Source organism: Methanosarcinales archaeon (assembly GCA_014859725.1).
Taxonomy (GTDB): domain Archaea; phylum Halobacteriota; class Methanosarcinia; order Methanosarcinales; family Methanocomedenaceae; genus Kmv04.
On sequence record JACUTQ010000275.1, the window covers coordinates 1 to 1,796 of the forward strand.

At 41.3% G+C, this 1,796-nt stretch carries 3 protein-coding genes; 2 read left to right on the forward strand and 1 reads right to left on the reverse strand.

Annotation, left to right across the window (positions count from 1 at the left end):
• Positions 1-161: 161 nt before the first annotated feature.
• Entirely contained in the window at positions 162-587 is a 426-nt protein-coding gene (locus IBX40_13215; GenBank protein MBE0525271.1) for an HD domain-containing protein, read from the reverse strand.
• A 413-nt stretch (positions 588-1,000) separates the two neighbouring features.
• Between IBX40_13215 and IBX40_13220 the strand changes: the two genes are divergently transcribed.
• Both IBX40_13220 and IBX40_13225 read left to right on the forward strand, forming a co-directional pair.
• Positions 1,001-1,387, forward strand: a complete 387-nt coding sequence (locus IBX40_13220; protein MBE0525272.1) for a hypothetical protein — start codon at positions 1,001-1,003, stop codon at positions 1,385-1,387.
• A complete protein-coding gene (locus IBX40_13225; GenBank protein MBE0525273.1) occupies positions 1,380-1,757 on the forward strand; it encodes a hypothetical protein in 378 nt (125 codons plus the stop codon). The genes IBX40_13220 and IBX40_13225 overlap by 8 nt, the downstream gene beginning before the upstream one ends.
• The last annotated feature ends 39 nt before the right edge of the window (positions 1,758-1,796 follow it).

The following is a 1,796-nucleotide window of genomic DNA, read 5'->3' on the forward strand; positions in this document are numbered from 1 at the left end:
TGGAATAAGAAGATATGAGTGAATAATACAGCAAGCCTGAGAGTGGGGATATCATGGTGTGGGGTTTGTGGTGATCGCTATATTGAAACGAGTTTATAATTAGCCTGCCCCGCATCACACTTTTACATCCCCAAATATCCCACACACCATCCCCCAGCCTATCATAGTCCCTGACGATATCCCGGATATTGGCTAATTTGTCGGCACAGGAGAGCAGCTTCCAGGTCCCTGTCTGCATTTTTGATAAAGTCAATGGTATGCGCCTTGCGCTCGGGCCAGGTCTTACTTTTGCCCCGTTCTGCTTTTATCAGTTCTTCCGGCCCGGAAGCCCCATCTACCAGGGTCGCCACCTCATTACCGAACTTATCTCTGATATCGGACAGTGTGTAATCCTCATCTTCTACAACATCATGCAGCAATCCCACGATAACCACATGCTCAGGGGCATTATTCTTCATGAGGGTGGAAGCAACATCCAGAGGACGAACGATGTAGGGTCTGGTTGAACTTTTCCGGTGGGTGTTTTTATGGGCATTGTAGGCAAAATTGAATGCTTCAACGATTGGATTATTGTCTTGAATATTCATAGTTTCCATGTTTCATCTTACTTTGTATTAGTTTTTTAAACTCAATATTAATAATTATATCCGCCAGTCTGCTGACCGGCTTAAGGCATTTGAACATCCAGAGACGTAAGTCCATCAAGCCCAGCGGCAGGGAGTATCATTTGATCACGTTAATGGGACTGAGGGAGGCAGGAGAGAGGCACTATGATCTGTAGTGGCGGCTGATGTGTCTGCGAAGGTTGGGGGGCACAACAAGGAGACCAAGGCGAGGTATTATAAAAAAGTGAGTTTTGAGGAAGCACAAAAGTCATTTGAGAGGCATCATCCGGCGTTTGTGGAGGGGATAAGGATTAGCCAACATTATTTACATCGGGCATGCTGTTAAAAAGGTAGTATAGTAAACCTTTAACAGGAAGAAGATTAAGGTACTAAAAATGATAAAGAACCCAACAATTGAACCAACCCATATATGCCCACTTTGCAGATGGGATATGGATGAAGGTGGTTTCTATATCTGGGATTTCAGCAGAATAAAACTTTGTTGCTCAAAATGTGGAACAAATTTTTGTGGTGGAGATGTTGTCTTCAATTACGATATCGAAAAATATCAATATATTGGCAAAGATCCTTTATTCCTGGCAGCCAGTATTTTCTGGTCGAAGAGATTTTCATCTGAACAAGAATTTTTTGATCAAATGGCGTCATATGATATTAGCGAAAAGACTGCAAGTCATGCTTTGAAGGAATTAATCCGCAGGAGGATTGTGGAAAAAAGAGGAGAGGTATTCTATCTACCAGAGGAATTGAGGAATTATGAATGAACGCCAGAAACAGATACAGCTTGCTGTTAAAAAATTTACCTCACTGGTTGGAGATGTTGATGGAGTAATTGAAGTTGCTCTATTTGGCTCAGCGGCTTCAGATAAATCCAATCCTCAGGATTTTGATCTAATGGTTTTTATAGAGGATATTGCATGCATTCCTCAAATATCCAAAAGCGTACGGAAGACGACAAATATATTCCATGCTCATGATGTGTTTATTTTCGATGAGAGGAAAAAATATCTTGGAAGGATATGTCAACGAAGCGTTTGTCCCACAACTTCCGTGGAGTGCTATATCAAAGATTGTGGAAATATCAAATACTTAAAACAGCTTGACCGATTTGTGTTTGATGGCACTATTCCATAATCTAGTGATTTTCACTTTTTTCGCCAAATATATCACTTA